This is a genomic window from Mycobacterium ahvazicum (assembly GCF_900176255.2).
Classification (GTDB): domain Bacteria; phylum Actinomycetota; class Actinomycetes; order Mycobacteriales; family Mycobacteriaceae; genus Mycobacterium; species Mycobacterium ahvazicum.
Window position 1 is genome coordinate 700,938 of the sequence record NZ_FXEG02000005.1, and the last position, 19,830, is coordinate 720,767.

The following is a 19,830-nucleotide window of genomic DNA, read 5'->3' on the forward strand; positions in this document are numbered from 1 at the left end:
CGGTGCTCAGTAAAGCGGGACCCAGACACCGAAGAACCAGTAACCCCAACCGCCGAACTGCCAGTTGAAGACCGGTACGACGGTAAAGGTGTTGTAGGCGAACGGCGAGAAGTTGCTGCGCGCATACACCACGTCACGCGGGGGGCCGACCCACGGACGGTTCCAGCCACCCGGGGGCGGCGGGCCGTTCCAGCCACCCGGAGGCGGCGGGCCGTACCAGTGTGGCGGCGGGTGACCCGGCGGCGGGCCGTCGTTCCAGCCCCAGCCGCGCGGCGGCGGTGGAGGCGGTGCCCCGTGGCCGACAATGCTGAAGCCAACCGATGAGTCCATCGGTCCGCCGACCTCGGCGCTGGCCGTCAGGTAGGTGCCACGAGGCTGATACGGCTCGTGCGGCGGCTGGGTGCTCGGCGCAACTACGGTCCGAGTGGGCCGCTGCCCGGATGGCGAGGTGGTTTGGCTGCCCGCCGGCGTCGTGGTTTGTGCGCTCGGCGCTGTGGTGGTTTGCTCGGCCGGCGTCGTGGTTTGGCTGGCCGGCGGAGTCGTGGGCTGTTGGGCCGGCGTGGTCGTTTGGCTGGCCGGCGGAGTCGTGGTCTGCGTGGCCGGTGCGGTCGTGCTTGGCGCGCTCGCACTGGTTTGCGGCGCGGTGGTTTGCGGACTCGGCTGCTCAGTGGTCTGCGGCGCGGCCGTGGTCTGCGGCGCTGCGGTCGTCTGGGGAGCGGCCGTAGTCGCGGGCGCGGCAGTGGTCGCGGGTGCGGCTGTGGTGGCCGGCGGGGCGGTGGTTTCCGGCGCCTGCGGGCGCGGTCCGCCGGGCCCGCCGTGGCAACTGCCATTCGGGCACGCCGGTGGGTCGAGCGGGAAGGCACTCGCGAATCCCGGGTTCAACGCCGAGATGCTGAGTCCCGCCGCGAGCGCCACCGCGCTGACACGCTTCTTCGACATAGCTGCGTCCCCTCTGGGCCGTCGGCCCCGATGATGTCTCGTTGGCCCGCGCTACGGGCAGGTCACGTCCATCTCAAAAGGCTTGGTCAACGTCTGCGGCTGGTCCGGATTGGTCATATCGGTACCGGTCGCAGTGCCCTTGATCGCGTAGTACTTGCCGTCCACGGCGGCCCCGGCATTGCTGGCCTGGTTCGGGGCGGCATCGGAATAGCCGAACGCGATGCCGTTGACGTTGCCCAACCCGACCGCATGGACGAGGGGCGGGTTGGCGTTGCTGATGACCGCACCCACGCCGGCGGAGGCATCACCGATACCGATGTTGATGTTGTCGCCGGCCGGCGTGCAGGTGACCTGCCCGGTGACGTTCTGCTTCTGGCCGTCCACGATGACCTGGGGGCCGGCCGGTGCCGCCGCCGAACTCGATGCGCCGGTGTTGGACTTGTTGCTTGAACAGCCGACACAGCCTGCGACCACCATGGCCACGCCGGCCGCGCCGATCACGATCTCACGTTTCACCGACCACTCCCTTGTGTTACTGGTGCCGCTAACCACGTTCGCCTCTGTCAGCACCTAGGGACCCTACCGGGCGGCGCGGGTCCGTACGCAAGCTGCCGGACCGGCTAGTACCCAATACCGAACACGTCGAAACCCGGTCCTCGTCAGGGCAGAATGCGAATTCCCCACTTGCCCAAAAGCGGCTGCACCAAGGTGAAGTATGTGGTGTTGTCGTCACCATCCGGTGAGGACATCAAGATACCCACCGCACTTACGGTCCCGTCGTCGTTCTTGACGTAGCCTGGACTACCGCTGTCGCCACCCAGGCTGTACACGCTGGCTTCGACCACATCGCCGTCGACCTGGGTGATGGTCCCACAGGTCTCTCCGGTGACGGCACCCAACTTGCAGAACGGCGTACCCAGCTTAAGTTGGTTGCTGCTCAACACATCTCGGATAGTCAGTCCGCCGACACCACCGGTCGGCACACCCACAGCCGGGTTGAGGCGGATGATGGCGGCGTCGCGCTTGTCGCCTTCCTTCTCGCTGACGGTGATCGCCCCGAGCGGGATACTCGGGCCGTAGGTCCATACCGAGCCGTCGTGTGCGTCGCAGTGACCGCTGGTCAGCAAGTAGTAGCTGCCGTCATTGCCTTGCGCAGCGAAACCTGCTGTGCACCTGCTGCTTTCATCCTCGAGCTGCACACCCGGCGTCGGCGGCTCCTCGGCCGCGGCCGGATTCGCGAACACCGTCGCCGCCATAACCATGGCAGCGAACAAACCCAACCCCCGCAACCGCGCTGTACCCACGCCGCTCTCCTTTGTCGGGCCAGGATGCTACCAGCCCGATACGGCTTGTTCCTGGTCAGAGAGCGGCGACGCCCCAATCAGGTATTCGCGCTGGCCCATCGACGTGCAGCCGGCAAAAGCCGCGACGTTATCCGGCGTCGACGTGGCGAGACAGGAAATCCAGGACGGCACCGGCGAAAACGTCGTTGCGATCGCCGGCGACCATGTGTCCCGCGCCGTGCACATCGGTGAATTCGACCTCGGGAAAGCGCGCGAGAAATTCGTCGGCCCGCTCCTGGCTGACCAGGTCGCTGACCTGGCCACGAACCAGCAGCATGGGCACGCCGCTGCTCAGGATCGCCTCTACGGCGGTGTGCATGCGATCGGCGTCAGTGACCTCGAAGGGCGGGAAAGCCGCAGTGCCACTGATGAATTGGGGATCCCAATGCCAATACCAACGATCCCCACGACGGCGCAGGTTGGTGGTCAGCCCCTCGAGGTCCGTCGGCCTCGGGCGGTGAGGGTTGTATTCGGCGATCGCGTCGGCGACTTCTTCCAATGAGGCGAACCCGGATTCCACCCGGTCGGACATGAAGTTGTGGATCCGATTCGCCCCGGATTGCTCCATGTTGGGAACGATGTCGACGAGAACGACGGCGCTGGCGATGCCGGGCGAGATCTCCCCGGCCAGCAGCATTGAGGTGAAGCCGCCGAGAGAGGCGCCTACCAATACGGGTTTCGGCGGCAGCCCCCGCAGCACCTCTTGGACGTCGGCGGCAAAGCTGACGACGCGGTAGTCACCTTCGCTGGACCAGTCGGACTCGCCGTGGCCCCGCAGATCGATCGTGACCGCCTGCCAGCCACGCTTGGCGACCGCGGCAGCCGCACGGCCCCAGGAGCGCCGGGTCTGGCCTCCGCCGTGCAAGAAAACTACGGCCCGCGAAAGGGGGTTGCCCTGGCGATCGGCGACGATGCGAACGCCACCTATCCCTGAGGTGGAGAACTGTTCAGGAGCCGTCGTCATCAAGAGATCGTAAGACGACCCCAATCAGTCGTTGCCGGCCGGGGAATCGTGTTCGCCGCGAAAGAACTTGGCGACCCGCTGTGCGATCCGTCCCAACGGGCTTCCCGCTCGCTGCGCATCCTTGATCCGGTCGTGCGTCTGCTTGCCTTCCCGGGCATAGTCGTCGACTGATTCGTCGCCTTCTTCAGCGCGCATGGGTGTCCTCCATTTCTCGATGAGCCGAGTTTCTGCCGGCGGATCCGACATGTTCACCCCGAGCCGGTTCAACGTTGCCTACCCGCCGGGCGGGTGTATCAAAACGGTGCGCGCTCACGCGCCGTCGGCAGATGCGCAATACGTCGTTCAGCGTGGCATCGCGCGGATGCCGCAGCCGCAGATCGGCATTCAAGACACCTGTTCCTTGTGGGCCTTGACCGGCGCAGCGCTCGGCGGCAGCTTGAACAGGTTGCCGCGCAGGCTGCCCCGGGCGGTGCGGATCGCGACCAACAGCCAGGTGAAGAGCAGGCCGGCGTAGGCGATGGCGGCGGCCACCTTGAAGGCCGGCAGGTGCGTGTGAGCCGCAAGCTGCGACGTCCCGGTCACGAAAGTGCCGACCGGGAAGGTCAGGCTCCACCACGTCAGGGCGAACGGCATTCCGCGTCGCAGGGTACGCACGGTGAGCGAGGTGGCCAGCGCGATCCACAGCACCGCGAAGCCCCACACCGGAACCCCATACAGAATCGCGAACACATTCAGGTCCTCGGCAACGTCATGCTCGACGGCCAACCCCGCGACACCTCCGAGAAGCCCTGCCGCCGTGATGGATTGGCCGAGCGGACCCAACACGATCCACAACGTCGGCACCCGCGCGGTGCCTGAGGTGCCGTACAGGACCAGCCGGCTCCAGATCATCGCGATGATGTTGAACGAGGCCAGCAGCGACAGCCCGAACATCGCATAGCAGAAATAGAGCATGGTTTGACGGCCGGTGCCCGCGGCCATGTGCGGCAGCAACAACGCCCCCATCGCCGCGGTCACCATCGGCGGAACCACCGGCATCAACCAGCCGCCGAACGCCGCGTCGGGCTCGACATCGTGCTGGGTGAACATCAGAAATGGAATGGTGACCGCGGTGAACAGCCCGCCGAGGGTCCCCGCGGTCCACAGCACCCAGTCCAGGTCGACGGCGATGCGCTCCCCGATCAGGTCCCGGCCGACCACCATCGCTCCCCCGCCGACCGTCATCAGCGCCATCGGCGCGGCGCCGTAGAAATGCGCCATCTGCGGATTGCGGGCGTGCCCGCGCGCCACGGTCGGATGCAGCAACCAGTGACCGCCAACCAAGACGATGAGCACCACCAGCAGCAGGGCGGCGATCACCCACACCACTTCCGCGAAGGCCCGCAGACCCACGACGTGAAACGGCAGCGTGGCACCGCCGATAGCGACGATCCCCGTCCCCATTACCGAGGCAAACCAATTGGGACCGATATTGCCGAGTACCTCGACCCGGGCGGGCGACGACGGTGGGTTGTCAGAGGTTGCACTCGTCATAGCTGACAGACCCTACTTCCCCGGGATCGGGCGATGTTGCGCTTACACTCCATCGGGTGATGTATTCCGTGCAAACGAGGCACACCGTGAACAAGGCTCCAATCTTGATCGGAATCATCGTCATGCTGGTCATCGGTGTACTCGCGTTGCCCACCAAGCAACGGTGCGGGGCGCCGGGCCTGACCTGTGCCACCACGTTGGACAAACGTGGCTACGTTCACCATTACTACGAAGTTGAACCGGTCGGCGTATACCTGGCAGAAATGGTGACCGGGTCCAATATCCGGGTGTTCTACCGTTCCGGCGAGGACCTCGAAAAAGTTCGCCAACCTTGAGCCGCAACAGCTTTCGCTATCCGTGGCAAACCTGCAACGCGTAAGCCATCGGTTCGCCGCCGCGCGCGTCGAGCTGCGACGAAACCGCGAGCGTCGGGCTCACGAAGTCCTTCTGGATACCGAATTTCGGTAGATTCAGTGTCATCTCGACGGTGTCAGGTGCCGTCCTTCTGGCGTGCGTGCCAAGATCCGTTCGGATGTCGGAACCGTCGGATCGGGTGTTGCTGATCGCCAAGTCGTCGCTGCCGGGTCGCTGGGTCAGCACGGCGAACGGGGTGCCGTTGTTGGCGAGGCGGTAGGTCAATTGATAGCTCGGCGCCGCCGGCAGTGGTTGGGCAAAGTGCACCACGAGTCGCAGAACGTCGGCGCGGGGATGGCTCACACCGACCGAGTCCACGACGAGCGCGGGTGGTGGTCTGGTCACCGACTGCATCTGGCAGACAAGCCGGTCCGGCAGATGCGACCAATCGTCCCGCGAAGGCCGCACCCAGTTGTAGAAGCCGACGATCACGACGGACACCAGCAAAGCCAGGGGTAGCACCGTCCGCAGACCCGGTGGGACCTTCTGCCAGAACTGCCGTAAGCCGCGGTCCGGCGCCTCGGCATCGACCTTGCCCGTGTGGTGGTTTCCGTCCGGTGACGAGTCGGCATCGATCTCGTCGGCCATGTTTTCCTCCCGAGACCGGTCCGCGACGGTTACGAACCCTAGGCTCGGGGCATCCTAGCCAAAACATGCTGGTAGCGCGAAGATCGCCATCGGCGAGTTGGGCGTTTCGCGGGCGTGAGAAGGACCACAGTGGGCCGCCGGGCGCGATCAAAATTGGGGGCTTCACAGCAAGCTACCGCATACTTGACCTCATGCTTTTCGCCTCATCACCGCAAACCGCAGATGCGGTATCCGGTGGTGTCCGGGTGAAGGGTCAAGATCTCTGATGGCACGCTCCGGCGGTGCACATCGCCGCCATCGGGCGGTTCGCCAACCGTCGCCTCTGCGCAGAGGGGTGACGCGGGCGTTCATGACGCTGGTGTCCACCGCGGCGGTGCTGATGACCGGCGCCGGCTACTACGTGGCACACGGGGCGTTGGGTGGCATCACCGTTTCCCAGGCGCTGAGTCCCGACGATCCGCGATCCAGCGGCGACAATATGAACATCCTGCTGATCGGACTGGATTCGCGAAAAGACCAGGACGGCAACGACCTTCCCAATTCGATCCTCAAGCAGCTGCACGCGGGCGATTCAGATGACGGCGGCTACAACACCAACACGCTGATCCTCGTGCACGTCAGCTCCGATAACAAGGTGGTCGCCTTCTCGATCCCCCGCGACGACTGGGTGCCGTTCAACGGCGTGCCCGGGTACAACCACATCAAGATCAAGGAGGCGTACGGCCTCACCAAGCAGTACGTCGCTCAAAAGCTGCTCAACCAGGGGCTGAGCAGCCAGAAGGAGCTGGAGACCAAGGGCCGCGAAGCCGCCCGGGCAGCGACATTGCGCGCGGTACGCAACCTGACCGGAGTTCCGATCGACTACTTCGCCGAGGTCAACCTGGCCGGCTTCTACGATCTGGCGCAGAGCTTGGGCGGCGTGAACGTCTGCCTCAACCACGCCGTCTACGACTCCTACTCCGGCGCCGACTTCCCCGCCGGGCCGCAACGGCTGGATGCCTCCGAGGCGCTGGCCTTCGTCCGGCAACGTCATGGGCTGGACAACGGCGACCTGGACCGTACCCACCGCCAGCAAGCCTTCATCTCGTCGGTCATGCGAGAGCTACAGGATTCCGGCACCTTCACCAACCTGGACAAGATGAAGAGTTTGATGGCCGTGGCCCGCAAAGACGTCGTGCTGTCGGCCGGCTGGGACGAGGACATGTTCCGCCGCATCGGCGAAATCGCCGGCAGCGCAGCGGCGAACCAGGTGGTATTCCGGACGCTGCCGGTGGTCCGGTACGACAACATCGGCGGGCAGGACGTGAACATCGTCGACCCAGTGGCGATCAAAGCCGAGGTCGCCTCGGCGATCGGCGGCGACAGCCCGACGAGCTCGTCCCCGACGACCGCCGCCAAGCCCAATCCGTCGACCATCGTCGACGTGGTCAACGCAAGCAGCACAAGCGGTCTCGCCAGCCAGGTGTCGCGCACACTGAAGAAGTACGGCTACACCGCGGGCACAATCCGCGACCGCAACTGGTTCGATCCGAGCAAGACATCCATCCAGTACGGCGCCGGCGCCGAGGCCGATGCGCAGAACCTGGCGAACCTGCTCAGCCTGGACGCCCCCAAGCAGCCCGACGCCGGCGTCGAACCCGGACACGTCCGGGTGACCGTCGACACCAGCTTCACGATGCCGACGCCGGACGAATCGATGGACGACTCGTACTCGTCGTCGTCCTCGTCGTCGTCCACCACGACGTCGAGCAAGAGCAGCTGGAATTACGGCTATGGCACCAGTACCTATCCGACACCCGATCAGGGCAAGCCGATCGACGGTGGCGGCGTTCCGTGCGTCAACTAGCGGCGATCGCAGGCACCTTCAGGCGTGCGTGCCGCCGTCCATCCGGATCTCGGTGCCCGTGATCCAGGCTCCGTCGTCGGAGACCAGCATCGCGATCACGCCGGCCACCGCCTCGGGTCCGGCCATCCCCGCGCCGCTGGATTCCGTCGTGGTCGGCAGGATCGGCATCAGTCGGGGAAACAGCGTCCAATCAGCGTCCTTCGGAATGTATCCGCCGGTGGCATCGGTGATTCCGGACTTGATGCTGCCCGGCGCGACACACGTGGCACGCAGACCGTCTTTCGCATACTCCAGCGCCAACGCATGGGTGAAGGCCTGGATACCCCCCTTGCTCGCGGCGTAGGCCGCCATGTAGGGGTGGGCGAACGACGCCGATGTCGAGCTGAAGTTCACGATCGCGCTGCGCGAATTCGCCAGTAGTGCCGGCAGTGCTTCGCGGACCACGAGGAAGGTGCCGGTCAGGTTGACGGCGATGATCTGGTTCCACTGGTCCAGGGTGGTCTGGTGGGTATGCCAGGCCCGCAGCATGCCCGCCGCGTTGACCAGCGAATCCAGGCCGCCGAGCTGCTCGACCGCCCAGCAGACGCCGTCGATGACCGAGTCCTCGTTGCCGACGTCGATCGGCACGGTGGTGAGCCGCTGCGCCGTCCCTGCCTCCTCGGCGCCGGCCTGGGTGTTGCTGAGACCAGCGGCCGAAATGTCAGCAGCTACCACGCCGGCGCCCTCGCTGAGCAACCGCAGCGCGGTGGCCTGGCCGATCCCCGATGCGGCGCCTGTCACCAGGATCCGCTTGCCCTCGAGTCTGTTCATCTGCTTCTCCAAGACCACTCCGCTAGACCACTCCGCGCAACGCGTCCTCGCCGAACATCTGCACCATCATCGAGGAGTAGTCCGGGCCGCGGCGCAGGATGTGGCCGCCGTCGACGTTGATGCACTGTCCGGTGATCCAGTTCGCCGCGTCGCTGAGCAGGAACAGCGCCAGGTTGGCGACGTCGGAGACCTCGCCCACCCGGGGCAGCGGCGTGCACAACGCGTAGTCGCCGCTGATCTCCGGGGACTGAATGACGCTGGCATCAACGAGATCCGTGCGGATCAAGCCCGGGCGAATGCTGTTGACACGCACCCAGGACGGCCCGAGTTCGTCGGCGGCCAACATCATCATGTGGTCGATCGCCGACTTGGTGACGCCGTAGGGTCCGAACCATCGGTGGGTGTTGCTGGCCGCGATCGAGGAGATTCCGACGAACGAGCCGCCGCCGCCACGCACCAACTCACGACACACGTGTTTGAGCACATACATGGTCCCATTGACGTTGAGGTCGACGGTGTTTCGCCAAGCCTCCGAGTCGGTGTGGGTGATCGGCCCGATGGTCAGCGAGCCGCCCGCGCAGTGCACCGCGCCGTTGAGCCGGCCGTGCCAGGCCGTCGCCGCGTCGACCGCACGGGTCACCTCCTCCTCGCTGGTGACGTCGGCGGGCTCGTAACGGATCGCCCCGCCTTTGCCCGCGCTGTCGGCCAGCGCCTGGACCTCCTCGACGGCGCCCGCCAACCGGTCGGCATTGCGGCCGACGATCATGACGGAAGCCCCGGCCGCGGCCAGCCCGGCGGCCACACCTTTACCGATTCCACTGCCGCCGCCGGTGATCACATACGTCCGGTCTTCGAAAGATAGCTGCACGAGGGCCCTCTCAAACTGGAACAGGTTCTAGCTATAGAAGCATGCAGCACCAGCGGCGAATATCGCTACCCCGGGTCTCGTTAGGCGGCCGCCCCGGCTGGGGCGGCGGCTACTACGGCTGATCGCGGCGAGCGATCTTCGTCGGCTTCGCGTTACGCCAGTCCTCGACGTGCGGCGGCTGGCCGACCGGCCACCTGTTCTCGTTGAACGCGGCCCAGTGCGCGTGGCCCAGCAGGTGGACGTGGAACGCGTGCCGCAGCGCCTCGGTATAGCCCATCGCGTCGGAGGCGGCGTTTACCGAATCCTTGATCAGCAGCGACGCCATCGTGGGCCGCTCGGCGATACGCCGCGCGAATTCCAGTGTCTTTTCCGCCAATTCGTCGACCGGGAACACCTTGGAAACCATACCCAGTCGGTGTGCTTCATCGGCGTCGATCGAATCACCGGTCAGCAGAAGCTCTTTAGCCTTACGCGGTCCGAATTCCCAAGGATGGGCATAGTATTCGACACCCGGCATGCCGAGCCGCACGGCAACCACATCGCTGAACTTCGCATTGTCGGCCGCGACGATCAGATCGCACGCCCAGATCAGCATCAGGCCCGCCGAGATCGCGTTGCCCTGAACCTGGGCAATAGTGATCTTGCGCAAATCGCGCCAGCGGCAAGTGTTTTCGAAGAAATAGTGCCATTCCTGGTGGTACAGCTTCTCCATGATCGGCTCGAGGGTGGCCCCGCGTGACCGGAAGCTCGGGTGCTGCCCGGGCCCGGGTGCACGCTCGGCCAGCGCCTGCTCGGAGCCCAGGTCGTGGCCGGCGGAGAAGTTCCTGCCGCGTGCCGCCAAGATCACCACGCGCACGGTGTCATCGGCCTCCGCGCGGCCGAACGCCTCGTCGAGCTGGACCAGCAGGCCGCGGCTCTGCGCGTTGTGGGCCTCGGGCCGGTTAAGCCAAATCCGCGCGATGCGGCCCTCGTCGAGGGTCTCGTAGGCCACCAGCTCGTCGGCGCCGGAGTTGGCCGCAGCGGCGTCGGCTTGCTCGGAGACTGTCATTGCGCCACCTCGTTCGTCGTTGAATGCGCTTGTTTACACATTACGGCGAGTGTGTAAGCAACTCCGCGTCGGGTTGGTCGCCACCGGTCGAGCTGCGGCCAGCCGAGCTACGGCCGGTCGAGAGCGGCGGCCAGGAGGGCGGCGGCGGATTTGAGCAAGCCCAGCGAGCGGGCCAGCTCGGCGTTCTCTTCCTTCAGCTGATCAAGTTCGGTGACCTCGTCGGTGGCGACGGTGCCCTCGCTGCGGCGGGTCCGCTCGTGCACCGTCTCGGTCAGCGTGTTGCCGAGCGTGTCGGTGACCGCCCGGATCGCCATCCGCTCCATGTCATGGCGCCCGTGCACCGCCGCGACCGCACGCGTCTCCTCGAGGTGCCCGGCCCCGTTGACCGCGACCGGCGGCACCGCTCGCAATTGCTGCCGCGCCATCTGGGCGGCCCCCGGCTCTGCGCCGGATGCCACCGCATGGGGCTGCTCCAACAGATGGTGCAGCTCGGCTTCGTGCTGTTCAATCTCCGATTCCCGCTCGGCGAGCCGCGCTTCGTGCTGCTCGAACTCGGCCTCCTGCTGACGAAGCTCAGACTCCCACTGGTTGAGCTCGGCTTCCCGGCGGCGAAGCTCGGACTCCCGCTGGGCGAGCTGCGCCTCATGCTGCGCGACTTCGGCCTCGTGCTGGGCGAATTGCGCCTCGCGCTGCGCGACCTGGGCTTCCCGATAGCGAAGCTGGGCGACCTGCTGAGGAAGCGGCGTTGCCCGGTGGGCGAGCTGGGCCTCCTGGTGGCGAACTTGTTCCCCGTGCTTGCGGATTTCGACTTCTTTCCGGCGGACTTCGGATTCGTGCTCGTGCAGCATCGCTTCCCGCTGGGCCAGCTCGGCTTCCCGCTTCTTGAGCCCCCCGTCGCGGTTGCGCAGCTCGGCGTTGCGGTGACGAAGCTCGGCGTCCTCTTCGATGTGACGGATCAGCTCTTGCTCAACCAGGTCGATGAACAGGTCGACTTCTTGCTCGCTGTAGCCACGTTTCCCAATACGCGCCCTGGAGAACGCGACATTGTGAACATCGGCCGGCGTGAGAGCCATTGTTCTTCTCCCGAAGTCTTAGATGTCAACGCAACGCCAAAATGCGGCGCACTGCGGCTTAGGATAATGCCTTTGTCGCGATGACATCCTGGTTTGCCTTTGAACAACTGGACATCAGTCAGTAGACAGACAGGTGCGGCCCTGCGCAGGCTATCGCGAAACGAGCCCCCGGCACTACCCTCAAGCCACGTCTTTCCACGTCGCAACCGTGATCGTGCTGGCGTCGGTGCACCTCGCGGCGTCACCCGGCCGGCAATTGAGACCGGGGTGGATCCCGCCGGATGGCCCGGTGCCTGAGCCGCCGCGAACGTTCGCCAGGACGCCCCGCGGAATCGTCACCCGGAAGCCGGCGAATGCGAATCTTCGGATTTAACTCCGGCGCTTTGCGTTGCCCTCCGGCGCGGCGCCCGCGACCGCATCTCACCAAGACGAAGATTCGGTACTTGTTAACGATTCCAGTTCTTTGCATGAACAAATGACTGCGCCCGGGTTTCGACCCGGTGCGCGGCACGAGCAAATCCGGTCCCGCGGTCGGCCGGGCTCCCTCGCCGCACCGGACTCCTGCAGGCCGATATCGGCGTCGCATAGAGTTGTCTCATGCCTACGAAATCTGACCCTGGCGAAATCGGCGATGTCGAGCCGCTGGCCGACAGCACCGCTAACCAGGCCAGGCGAGTCGTCGCCGCATACGCGAACGACGCTGACGAGTGCCGCGTTTTCTTGTCCATGCTCGGTATTGGACCGGCGAAACTCGACGCATAAATGGCTCCCCGGGGAAGCCAGCGCTCGACGACCTCAGAGTTCGGGAATTCCGACTTTGTGGTGGTCGCTAATCGGCTGCCGGTCGATTTGGAACGGCTCCCCGACGGCACCACAAGTTGGAAACGCAGCCCCGGCGGCCTGGTCACGGCCTTGGAGCCGCTACTGCGCAAGCGCAGCGGGGCGTGGGTCGGGTGGCCCGGCGTCGTCGACGACGAAGTCGACGTCGACGATGAGCCGGTAGCGCAAGACGAGCTGCAGCTGCACCCGGTACGTCTGTCCTCCGACGACGTCGCCCAGTACTACGAGGGGTTCTCCAACGCGACGCTGTGGCCGCTGTACCACGACGTCATCGTCAAGCCGATCTACCACCGCGAATGGTGGGACCGCTACGTCGAGGTCAACGAGCGCTTCGCCGAAGCCACCTCCCGCGCCGCCGCGAAGGGCGCGACGGTCTGGGTTCAGGACTACCAACTGCAGCTGGTCCCCAAGATGCTGCGCACCCTGCGCCCGGATCTGACCATCGGCTTCTTCCTGCACATCCCGTTCCCACCGGTCGAGCTGTTCATGCAGATGCCGTGGCGCACCGAGATCATCGAGGGCTTGCTGGGGGCCGACCTGGTCGGATTTCATCTGGTCGGTGGCGCCCAGAATTTCCTGTTTTTGTCCCGGCAACTGGTCGGTGCCAACACCTCGCGGGGCGCCGTCGGGGTGCGGTCGCGGTTCGGCGAAGTGCAGCTGGAATCCCGCACCGTCCGGGTGGGCGCCTTCCCCATCTCCATCGACTCCGGCGCTCTTGACCAGGTAGCCCGGCACCGCGACATCCGGCGCCACGCCAAGGAGATTCGCGCGGAGCTGGGAAACCCGCGCAAGATCCTGCTCGGGGTCGACCGGCTCGACTACACCAAGGGCATCGACGTCCGGCTGAAGGCCTTTTCGGAGTTGCTCGCCGAGGGACGCATCAAGCGTGACGACACGGTGCTGGTCCAGCTGGCCACACCAAGCCGCGAACGCGTGGAGAGCTACCAGATTCTGCGCAACGACATCGAACGCCAAGTCGGCCACATCAACGGCGAATACGCCGAAGTCGGGCATCCGGTGGTCCATTACATCCATCGCTCGGTTCCCCGTGACGAGCTCATCGCGTTCTTCGTGGCCAGCGACGTCATGCTGGTCACTCCGCTGCGGGACGGCATGAACCTGGTGGCCAAGGAGTACGTCGCCTGCCGCAGCGATCTCGGCGGTGCGCTGGTTCTGTCCGAATTCACCGGCGCTGCAGCTGAATTGCGACAGGCATACCTGGTCAACCCGCACGACCTCGAGGGCGTCAAGGACGCGATCGAGGCGGCGCTGAACCAGCCGGCCGACGAGGGCCGCCGGCGGATGCGATCGTTGCGGCGCCAGGTGCTTGCTCATGACGTGGACCGTTGGGCACGATCATTTCTCGATGCGCTCGCAGAGGCGCATCCGCCGATTACGAAATAGCGCCGGACCCATGGTGCTGGTGCCGAAACGCTGTTTTACTCGATGCAGCGTATTGGGAAAGCCGGAAGGGAGGGCACTGTGAAGATGCGTCGCGCGCTGGCCGCAGGAGCCGGCGTCTTCTCAGCAGTGGCAATCGGAATCGCGCTGGAATCCGGTAACCCGGCACACGCTCTCGGCCCACCGGCGGACGGCAAGTACAGCTACAATGAGGCCGGCGTATCGGGCGTTACCTGGACCATCACCGCGATCTGCGATCAGCCCTCCGGAACCCGGAATATGAACGACTATTCCGACCCGATCGTTTTCGCGATGCAATGCGCGCTGAACGTCGTGAGCGCCACCGACGAGAAGATCAGCGCTGCCGACAAACTGCAGAACTTCAGCGGCCGGGCCCGGATGTCCAGCATGCTGTGGACTTTCGGCGTCGACAAGGCAGACGGAGTGTCCTGTCCGGGCGGCGGCACCGCACCGTCCACCGAAACCTGGGCCTTCAGCGACGAATCTATGAGCGGCACCCATACCACGATGCACGGTGCCGTCTGTGGCATGGAACCGGCGATGAAGAAGACGCCGTTCTCGCTGCAGATGACCGGGCCACCGCCCAGCCCGATCCAGCGTTACCCCATGCACTGCAACGAATTTGCGATGTGCTTCTGAGCGGATCGGCTTAGATCGGCGTGATGTAGTTGATCAGCCATTTGTTGCCGATCCTCTTGAAGTCCACCCGCAGTCGGCTGCCGTCGTAAAGCGGCTGCCGCGTCTTGTCGGTCACGGTGCGGTTCATGTACACCATCACTGAAGCCGAATCCCGCTTCGCCGACATGACCCCAACGCCAACAACATTGGCCTGTACGACCACCTCGCGCTTCTTGGCCTCGGGGATGATCTGCGCGTTGGCACTCTTCTGGAATTCCTGGCGATAGTCGGGCGTCAGCATCGGATACGCCTCGGCGAGACTGCGTTCGACGGTCTGGTAGTCATAAGCGAACACGGCGGGCACCTCTTTGGCGGCCAGCTGCGGTAACACCGCTCGCGCCGCCTGCTCGCCACGGATCTCCACCCGTTCCCAGTAGAACCAGCCGGCCGCAGCGGACAACCCGACCACGCCCACGACCGCGAGGTATCCCGCGGTGGCGATCAGCCAACGCCGCCAACGCATCAGTTGCCCCCGTCGGGGTACTTCAGGTCGTAACCCGTCATGTGCCCCTGCTCGTCCTCGTGCACGACGACTCGCAGTCGGTAGGGCATGGATGGCTTGTGCACGCCGTCGATGTCGGCCACCGTTACCCGGACCGACACCAGCACCGAGGCGTTATCCGTAACCGTGTCAATGCCTTCCAGAGCCGCGCCGTTGATCACTGCCTCCGACGTCGCGTTGGTGGAACGGAAAAGCGCCTTGAGGTTTTCGATGTTGTTATTGGCGCCCAGCATGCCGCGCAGCGGTCCGCTGGTGCCGTTGTAGAAACGGTTCACGCTCTCGTCGATGTTGTCCTGCTTGTAACTGAACATGTTTTGCACCGTCTGCGTGGCGGTGTCGACGAAACGCTGATCACGGGCCTGCGCGGCTTCGGCGTGACGCTGCGAAATAACCAGGGCGGTCAGGCCCGCCGCCAGCCCGCCAAGCGCCAACAATGCGGCCGCGAACGAAATCCAGCCAACCATGCGACCATTCGGCCGCCGCCGCGGTGGCGGCTTGAGCGCCTTGAGGGTCTTGGCGCGTTTGACCGGTTGCTTCTTCGGTGCGGCGGGAGCCTCGAGCGCAATCTCGGTCGCGATGCTCGACTCGCTCTTCGCCGGACCGGCCGCGCGCGATGCCCGGCGACGAGTACGCGGTGGCGTCGTGGATTGTTCGCCCCCTGTTGCAGAGGCCACTTACATCGGCCTTGGATCAAGCATGAGGTCCACCCAATTCTCGGCGCTCGACGTGTTCGCGCCGGCCGCGAAGATACCAGTGCCTCCTGCCGGGTCCCTGAACGCGCCGGTGGACTCGTCATAGGTGGTGTACGCGGGGCCGCCGGCCTGTGACGGCAGACTCGGCGCAACCGGCGGACCCATGGCCTGCGGGGGTGATGGAGGCGGCAGCCACTTCGGATACGGGAGCAGCGGCGGCACCGGGGGGACGCCGGGCGGCATCCACGACGGGTTGCCCGGCGGCGGCGGCCTGTCGTTGGGCGGCGGGGGATCGAAGGCGGGCTGGTGGTTGGGCAGCGGCCCCGGCCCCGGCACCACACCCGGCGGGGGTGGACCGACGATGGGCGTACCCGGGTCCGGCTCCGCTTCCGGCGGAATGTAGGGGAACTTGTTGGGCGGCAACGTGTTCAGCCCATTTGTCTGCGGCGTGTTGTACGGCACCGGCGGACCGCGCCACGGGTTACGCCCAATCGGGACGTAGCCCTTCGGGTCACGACACAGCTGAATCGTCGGGGCACGCTTGCCGGGGAACTCCTGGCATGGATAGTTGCGCGCGCCACGCACGGTGCTGGGGTCGTTCTGCGCGACCTTGCAGTACATATCCCTTGGGAGTTCGCGCACCGTCTCGTCGGCAGGGGTGCGCATCAACGGCGGCGGCAAGAACCCGACAGCGCACGGCGGCGGGTCGTTGAGGTCGAGCTTGAAGTCCAACTTGCCGCCCTCGTCGAGGGGCGGGCCGCCCGCCATCGTGATGATCGCGGCGAACAGCGCCGGCAATACCACCAACAGCTGCTCGATCGACTTGTGGTAGATCACGCCGACCCGGCCCAGGTTCGCAAGGTTGGCGGCCAGCGCCGGGAAACTGGGGCGGATGCCGGAGAACGCGGTGCTTGCCTCGTCGGCGGCGCCCGGCGCGGTGGCCAACGTCGAACGGAGCTGAGGGTCGGCCCGTCGCACCTCGGAAGTGAACCGCGCCAACCCATCTGCCAGCGACTTGATGTCAGCGCCGGCACGGATCTGGGATTGCAGGAACGGACCCGCCTGATCGATCAGCTGTGAGACTTGCGGATAGTCGGCGTTGGCCTCGTCCACCAGCAACCGGGCCGATTCCAGCAACCGGGCCAGCTCTGGACCCGAACCGTTGGCCGCCTGGAACGTCTCGTGCAGCAGCTCTTTTAGCCGGGTGTCACTCAGGCTGTTGACCAGCGTCTCGGCTCGCTTCAACAGATCGGCGACGTCCTGACCGATCCGGGTGTTCGCCCGGTCGATGCGAGAACCGTTGTGCAACTTGCTCGATGCCGGATCCTTGGGTGGCACCAGGTCGATGTACTGCTCACCGACGGCCGACACGCTCTTCACGGTGGCGATGACGTTCGACGGAATGGGAGTGCCGCTGTTCAGCCGCATCTCGGCGGTGACGCCACTTGGGTTCAGTGCCACCGACTCCACCCTGCCGACGGCGACGCCGCGATAGGTGACGTTGGCATTCTTGTACAGACCGCCGCCGGCGACGAAGTCGGCATTGGCAACATAGGTCCCGATGCCGAACGTCGCGGGCAAGCGCAGGTAGAAGATCGCCATGATGGTCAGCGTGACCGCGGTGATCACCGCGAATACCCAGAGCTGAATCCTGGTGAGTTTGTCAATCATCGTGCCGCCCTTACTGTCCCGAAGCCGTGCCGGGCGGAATCTTGAACGGGTCGGCCGCCTGTCCGGACAGGTTTGCCAGTTCGCCGGTCAAGAAGTCGGGCGGGTTGAGGATCTCGCTCATGTGCATCATGTTCGGGTCGAGCGCATACGACGTGGTGAAGAACGTCTCACCGAGTCGGCGCAAAGTCAGGTCGAACGTGGTGAACACGTTGAGGTAGTCGCCACGGACGGCTTGCTTGATGCCGTAGTTGGGGAAGGGGAACGTCAGCAATATCTGCAGCGACGTGACGAGGTTCTTCCGGTTGTCGTTGAGCGCCTTGACGACCGAATACAGGTCTTTGAGATCTTCGGCGAAGTCGGTCTTCGTCTTCGACAATACGTGTGAGGTGACCGTCGCCAACTTCTTCAGCGAAGCGAACGCGTCGACAATGTGTTCGCGATTCTTGTTGAGCACCTTCAGCGCCTCGGGCAGGGTGTCCAGCGCCCGGGCCAGATTGTCCTTGTCGCGCGCGAGCGTCGCGGAAAACCGGTTCAAACCGTCGACCGCATCGATGATGTCACCCACCTGCCGGTTGAGTCCCGACGTCAATTCAGCCAGCCTGGGTACCAGGTCGACGAACTGGTTCTGCCGTCCCGCCACCGCCTGGTACGTCTCATCGGTGATCTCTTCCAGCGCACCGAGATTGCCCTTGTTGACCACGACGCCAAGGGCCGAGAAGACCTCCTCGGTGGTCGGGAATCGGCCGGTGTTGGACTCCGAGATCTTGGACCCGTCGACGAGGCGGCCGGTCGCCGGCTTGCCCTTGGGCGCCGCCAGATCGATGTGCAGCGAACCCAGCAACGAGGTCTGCGCGACGGTGGCGGTGGAGTTCGCCGGCAACACGACATTCTTGTCCAGCGCCAATTTTACTGCGGCATAAAAGGATCCGTCGGAGCGCTGCTCGGCAGCGATACCGGCCACACTGCCGACCGTGACGTCGTCGACCATCACCGGTGAGTTCTGCGGCAACGTCGCGACGTCGGGCATTTCGACTGTGATCGAGAATGCGCCGCTGCCGTGACCGGCGGTGCCCGGCATCGACAGCGAGTTCAGCCCGCCGAACGGGCAGCGGGCGAGCAATCCGCTGCCCGCCGCTAATGCGCTGCCGCGCAACATGATTCGTCTCATCCGCCGCCGCCCGGAGCATTTTGCAGTCCTGCGGCGGGGCCCGGCGCAGGACCCGGCAGGGGGCCGAACGCGGATCCCGGGCCGGGACCGGGAGCAGGAGCGGGCGAGGGCGCGCCGGCCGGACCCGGCGCCGGTCCAGCCTGCGGGGCGGTCGGCACCAGCAGGGCCTGCAAGTCGGCCGGATTCTGGACGGCCGGCGGCGGAACACCTTGAGCCGGTATCCAGGTCAGCTGCGGAATCGGGGTCTGCGCCTTGGCTTCCGTGGCCGGGGTGTCGTAGATGATCTGACCCTTGTACGCGGTGATCGTGTTGAGCGGGTGGAACATGACCGGCGGGTAATTGACCGCCAGCCGGCGCAGCACCGGTCCCAGCCGTTCGCGGCACAGCTCGGCACGCCGGTAATAGTCGGGTGCGCGCGGGCCGGCGGCCGTCTCGAAGGAGCCACCGCAGATGAACTGCACCGGGTTGGCGAACTCGGGAATCGACAACAGGCCGTTCAGCGTGCCCTGGGCCGGGTCATAGATGTTGTAGAAGTTGGCGATACCGGGGCCGGCGACGTGCAGCACCTGTTCGATGTTGTCGCTCTGATCGCTCAATGTCTTGCTGAAGTCGTTGAGCTGGTTGACCGTATCGATCAGCGTCGAGTTGTTCTGGTGCAGGAACCCGCGGATGTCCGTGAGTGCCTGGTTGAGGTTGCCCAGCGTGTTGTCCAGATGGCGTGAGCTGTCGGCGAGCACCTGCGATACCGACGCGACGTTTCCGGCGAACTGCACGATCTGGTCGTTACTCGCCGACAGCGCGTTGACCAGCACCTGCAGGTTCTTGATCGTGCCGAAGATGTCACTGCGCGAATCCCCCAGTCGCCCAGCCACTTGCGAAAGCTCCTGCAGCGCACTGTGGAACGATTGGCCCTTGCCGTCGAACGTGTCCGCGGCCTGGTTGATCGCCGCGCCCAACGGCCCCTGCATCGAGCCGGCGGTCGGTCCCAACGAGACCGCCAATTGGGTCAGGGCTTCTTTGACCTCGTCCCATTCCACCGGAACCGCGGTGCGGGACAGATCGATGCTGGCGCCGTCGGGTAGCACCGCCCCACCGGTGTAGGCCGGCGCGAGCTGAATGAACCTGGCCGCCACCAGATTCGGCGACATGATGACGGCCTTGGCGTCCTTGGGGATCTTCACGTCCTTGGGCACCGACATCGTGATTTTGACGTCCGACGGCCGCGGCTCGATGGAGTCGATCGTGCCGATCGGCACACCGAGCACCCGTACCTGATCTCCGGGATACAACCCGACCGCGGACGTGAAGTATCCGGTGATGGTGCGTTTATTCGCCTTCGCGGTAAGCACATACACGCCACCCACCAGCACCGCGACCAGCGCGATGATGGTGGTGTAGCGCAGCCCGCGGCTGCCGGCGATCCTCCTCATG

Annotated in this window: 21 protein-coding genes; 5 read left to right on the top strand and 16 right to left on the bottom strand. The window is 65.4% G+C overall.

Annotated features, from left to right (window positions below):
* Positions 1-6: 6 nt before the first annotated feature.
* The 6 genes from MAAFP003_RS29420 to MAAFP003_RS24505 all read right to left on the bottom strand — a co-directional run bounded on the left by MAAFP003_RS29420 (position 7) and on the right by MAAFP003_RS24505 (position 4,779).
* On the bottom strand, positions 7-939 hold the full coding sequence (locus MAAFP003_RS29420; RefSeq protein WP_207768607.1) for an MAP_0585 family protein: 933 nt from the start codon (positions 937-939) through the stop codon (positions 7-9).
* 51 nt (positions 940-990) lie between these two features.
* On the bottom strand, positions 991-1,455 hold the full coding sequence (locus tag MAAFP003_RS24490) for a lipoprotein LpqH (RefSeq protein WP_096290237.1): 465 nt from the start codon (positions 1,453-1,455) through the stop codon (positions 991-993).
* A gap of 143 nt (positions 1,456-1,598) precedes the next feature.
* Complete coding sequence (locus MAAFP003_RS24495; protein WP_165796486.1) at positions 1,599-2,243, bottom strand: S1 family peptidase; 645 nt, start codon at positions 2,241-2,243, stop codon at positions 1,599-1,601.
* Between the two features lie 127 nt (positions 2,244-2,370).
* Complete coding sequence (locus MAAFP003_RS24500) at positions 2,371-3,246, bottom strand: alpha/beta fold hydrolase (RefSeq protein ID WP_096290239.1); 876 nt, start codon at positions 3,244-3,246, stop codon at positions 2,371-2,373.
* A 24-nt stretch (positions 3,247-3,270) separates the two neighbouring features.
* On the bottom strand, positions 3,271-3,441 hold the full coding sequence (locus tag MAAFP003_RS29295) for a hypothetical protein (protein WP_165796487.1): 171 nt from the start codon (positions 3,439-3,441) through the stop codon (positions 3,271-3,273).
* 189 nt (positions 3,442-3,630) lie between these two features.
* On the bottom strand, positions 3,631-4,779 hold the full coding sequence (locus tag MAAFP003_RS24505) for a TDT family transporter (protein ID WP_096290240.1): 1,149 nt from the start codon (positions 4,777-4,779) through the stop codon (positions 3,631-3,633).
* A 59-nt stretch (positions 4,780-4,838) separates the two neighbouring features.
* Here MAAFP003_RS24505 and MAAFP003_RS24510 point away from each other — a divergent pair, with 59 nt between their 5' ends.
* Positions 4,839-5,114: a hypothetical protein gene (locus tag MAAFP003_RS24510; protein WP_207768628.1), complete on the top strand. Its 276-nt coding sequence runs from the start codon at positions 4,839-4,841 to the stop codon at positions 5,112-5,114.
* 16 nt (positions 5,115-5,130) lie between these two features.
* Here the strand turns inward: MAAFP003_RS24510 and MAAFP003_RS24515 are convergent, their stop codons facing one another.
* Entirely contained in the window at positions 5,131-5,781 is a 651-nt protein-coding gene (locus MAAFP003_RS24515) for a hypothetical protein (RefSeq protein ID WP_096290241.1), read from the bottom strand.
* Between the two features lie 265 nt (positions 5,782-6,046).
* On the opposite strand from MAAFP003_RS24515, the gene MAAFP003_RS24520 reads away from it, so the two are divergent.
* On the top strand, positions 6,047-7,627 hold the full coding sequence (locus MAAFP003_RS24520) for an LCP family protein (protein ID WP_096290242.1): 1,581 nt from the start codon (positions 6,047-6,049) through the stop codon (positions 7,625-7,627).
* A gap of 18 nt (positions 7,628-7,645) precedes the next feature.
* On the opposite strand, the gene MAAFP003_RS24525 is transcribed toward MAAFP003_RS24520, so the two are convergent.
* From MAAFP003_RS24525 to MAAFP003_RS29425, 4 genes are all read right to left on the bottom strand, one after another.
* Positions 7,646-8,437 carry an SDR family NAD(P)-dependent oxidoreductase gene (locus MAAFP003_RS24525; protein ID WP_096291387.1) on the bottom strand — a complete coding sequence of 264 codons (792 nt, stop codon included), beginning with the start codon at positions 8,435-8,437 and terminating at the stop codon, positions 7,646-7,648.
* A 22-nt stretch (positions 8,438-8,459) separates the two neighbouring features.
* Positions 8,460-9,305 carry an SDR family oxidoreductase gene (locus tag MAAFP003_RS24530; protein ID WP_096290243.1) on the bottom strand — a complete coding sequence of 282 codons (846 nt, stop codon included), beginning with the start codon at positions 9,303-9,305 and terminating at the stop codon, positions 8,460-8,462.
* Between the two features lie 112 nt (positions 9,306-9,417).
* Positions 9,418-10,353, bottom strand: coding sequence for an enoyl-CoA hydratase (locus tag MAAFP003_RS24535; RefSeq protein ID WP_096290244.1), 936 nt, complete (start codon positions 10,351-10,353; stop codon positions 9,418-9,420).
* 107 nt (positions 10,354-10,460) lie between these two features.
* Complete coding sequence (locus tag MAAFP003_RS29425) at positions 10,461-11,426, bottom strand: DivIVA domain-containing protein (RefSeq protein ID WP_096290245.1); 966 nt, start codon at positions 11,424-11,426, stop codon at positions 10,461-10,463.
* Positions 11,427-12,023: 597 nt separating this feature from the next.
* On the opposite strand from MAAFP003_RS29425, the gene MAAFP003_RS24545 reads away from it, so the two are divergent.
* From MAAFP003_RS24545 to MAAFP003_RS24555, 3 genes are all read left to right on the top strand, one after another.
* A complete protein-coding gene (locus MAAFP003_RS24545) occupies positions 12,024-12,188 on the top strand; it encodes a hypothetical protein (RefSeq protein ID WP_090607062.1) in 165 nt (54 codons plus the stop codon).
* Positions 12,189-13,670, top strand: coding sequence for an alpha,alpha-trehalose-phosphate synthase (UDP-forming) (locus MAAFP003_RS24550; protein ID WP_096290246.1), 1,482 nt, complete (start codon positions 12,189-12,191; stop codon positions 13,668-13,670).
* Between the two features lie 78 nt (positions 13,671-13,748).
* The gene (locus MAAFP003_RS24555; RefSeq protein ID WP_096290247.1) at positions 13,749-14,327 is read left to right on the top strand and encodes a hypothetical protein; all 579 of its coding nucleotides are present in this window, start codon (positions 13,749-13,751) and stop codon (positions 14,325-14,327) included.
* Positions 14,328-14,337: 10 nt separating this feature from the next.
* On the opposite strand, the gene MAAFP003_RS24560 is transcribed toward MAAFP003_RS24555, so the two are convergent.
* Genes MAAFP003_RS24560 through MAAFP003_RS24580 form a run of 5 tightly spaced genes read right to left on the bottom strand, consistent with a single transcriptional unit; the run spans position 14,338 to position 19,829 of the window.
* Entirely contained in the window at positions 14,338-14,829 is a 492-nt protein-coding gene (locus tag MAAFP003_RS24560; protein WP_096290248.1) for a mammalian cell entry protein, read from the bottom strand.
* A complete protein-coding gene (locus MAAFP003_RS24565; RefSeq protein ID WP_096290249.1) occupies positions 14,829-15,542 on the bottom strand; it encodes a mammalian cell entry protein in 714 nt (237 codons plus the stop codon). The genes MAAFP003_RS24560 and MAAFP003_RS24565 overlap by 1 nt, the downstream gene beginning before the upstream one ends.
* Positions 15,543-17,231, bottom strand: coding sequence for a virulence factor Mce family protein (locus MAAFP003_RS24570; RefSeq protein ID WP_096290250.1), 1,689 nt, complete (start codon positions 17,229-17,231; stop codon positions 15,543-15,545).
* Between the two features lie 10 nt (positions 17,232-17,241).
* Positions 17,242-18,399, bottom strand: a complete 1,158-nt coding sequence (locus tag MAAFP003_RS24575) for a virulence factor Mce family protein (protein ID WP_096290251.1) — start codon at positions 18,397-18,399, stop codon at positions 17,242-17,244.
* Complete coding sequence (locus MAAFP003_RS24580; RefSeq protein ID WP_096290252.1) at positions 18,396-19,829, bottom strand: virulence factor Mce family protein; 1,434 nt, start codon at positions 19,827-19,829, stop codon at positions 18,396-18,398. Before MAAFP003_RS24580 ends, MAAFP003_RS24575 begins: the two co-directional genes overlap by 4 nt.
* Between the last annotated feature and the right edge of the window lies 1 nt (position 19,830).